This is a genomic window from Plasticicumulans sp. (assembly GCF_035331805.1).
Taxonomy (GTDB): Bacteria; Pseudomonadota; Gammaproteobacteria; order Competibacterales; family Competibacteraceae; genus Plasticicumulans.
In genome coordinates, this window is sequence record NZ_DAOLKE010000499.1 from 1 (window position 1) to 1,987 (window position 1,987).

A 1,987-nucleotide genomic window follows, 5' to 3' on the forward strand; every position below is an offset into this window, starting at 1 on the left:
AGCCCAGCTTGCGCAGAGCAATCCCCACGCGCGTTTGCAAATCTCGGGTCAGCTTCGACGCATCCAGCTTCAACCCATCCATAACCGCATCTGCAATCGAAAAATCGGAAACCTGCGAGAACGCCCAATCGTGCAGCGCATCGATCAAGCCCTCCGGCTGCTCCCTGGCGAGCTGCTCCGGATCGAACAGCGCTCTCTGCTCGTGCTGATCCGGCCAGAACCTTTCGCCCTGCTCAAAGCGCCACAGCGCCTCGGCGAACAACTGCTCGCGCATCGCCCGCAAGCCGTCGAGGTGAATTTCCCCGACCTCAACCGGCCAAAAACGCCGCCCGCCCGTCGGGTCTTTGTTCCACTCCCATTCGTTTGTCGTCCCCACAAACACGCACTGCCGACGCAGACGAATTTGACGCCGGCCATACACCGGCCGAAAATCGTCGTACTGCCTGGAAAGAAATGACTTCTGCCTGCTCGACTCGACGCGGGTCACGGACCCCATTTCCGGAAACTCGTAAACCCACTTACCGAGCAACGCTGCCATCGAATCCTTGTGTTGAAGATCTAGATCGGTATCGCCGAACCAGGCGCCGCCGAGAACCGCCGCAACGGACGACTTCCCGCGACCCTGCGTGCCCTCCAGCACCAGACAGTAGTCGAACTTCACGCCGGGCCGCATCACGCGCGCCACCATGCCGATCAGGAACCACTTCGCTACCCGCCGAATGTACTCCGACTCTTTTGCCTCGACGAAATCCGTCAGCCAGCATTCCGTCCGCTCGATCCCATCCCACCGAGGAAGCGCACGCAACCACTGCCGCACCGGATGGTACGAATTACCCAGCGCCAGCGTCTCGATCGCCTCAGCCACCAACGCTGTCGCGGGCGCGAACCTGAAATTCCGGGTCAGCCACATCGCACAGCGGGAATCGTCCGCCGCGCCCCATTCACCCGTTTCGCCGCCGAAGTACGGCGGAGGCCGCAGCTTCATCGTGCGCGCGGCAAACTCATCGAACCCGAGCACGCCCGACCACTGCCGGGAATTCAGCAAAATGTCGTGCACGTTCGACAAACACGCAGCCAGCTCGCCGTGCTTCGTGTAAAGCAGCGTTTGGCGCCACGCCGCCGACGCATTCGCATCGCAAACGTCCGGCGGCGCATCGTCCGGCGCGTGCTCCGGCGCCCCGCCGCTGGCCGGCTCATCGGACAACAGCCGCGCGCGCTCGCGCACCCAGGCCGCCAGCGCATCCCCGGTCAGCCCCTCGGCGACCGCGTCCGCGATGTCCCATCCGGCCGCCACCTCGCCCGGCGCCGGAATGCGCACCTGCCAGACCTTGCAGCCCATAGCGCGCGCCAGCGCACAAATCTTGCGCATGGCCGCAAAGCCGGGCTGCTTCGCTTCCGGCAAAAGCTGGCCCGTGTGCCGATTCGTGTGCGCGTCGCAGTCCGGAAACAGCAACACCTTGCGGCCCGTCAGCGGAAGCCAATCCGACTTATCCACCGCCCCGCAGCCGCCCGACCAGGTCACGACGACCAAATCCGGCAGCTCGATCGCACCCACATCGGCGCACTTCTCGCCCTCGACCACCATCACCGTCGCCTCGGGCCGCGCCGCCAAACGATCCAGGCCATACAGCGGACGCGGAACCGGAAACGCAATCCAGCGCCAGCCCGTTTTTCCAGTCGCCTCGTGCCGACACCACGTCAACGGCAGAACCTCTTTCCCGCCGCTCGACGTCGTAAATCGGCAGATGTAGCCGAGCACCTCGCCGGCCGCATTGCGGTAGCACCACTGCGCCTGCGGAATGCCGCGCGCCGGATGCGCCTTCGGCGGCTCCCCAGCGCCCTCGGGCACCGGCAATTGGGGAACCCATAACGAACGCGGCTTCGCCGGCGCCGGCGGCGCTGGCGCTTGCGCCTTCTCATCGACCCTCTCGGCCGGCCGCGGCCCATTGCCGGGCGCCTTGCCGCGCGCTTTGCCGGACGACTTCAC

Annotated in this window: 1 protein-coding gene; it reads right to left on the reverse strand. The window is 65.6% G+C overall.

Annotation, left to right across the window (positions count from 1 at the left end):
* Positions 1-1,987 (reverse strand): VapE domain-containing protein (locus tag PKE44_RS18810; RefSeq protein WP_324554282.1); only part of this gene is annotated, 1,987 nt, incomplete at both ends.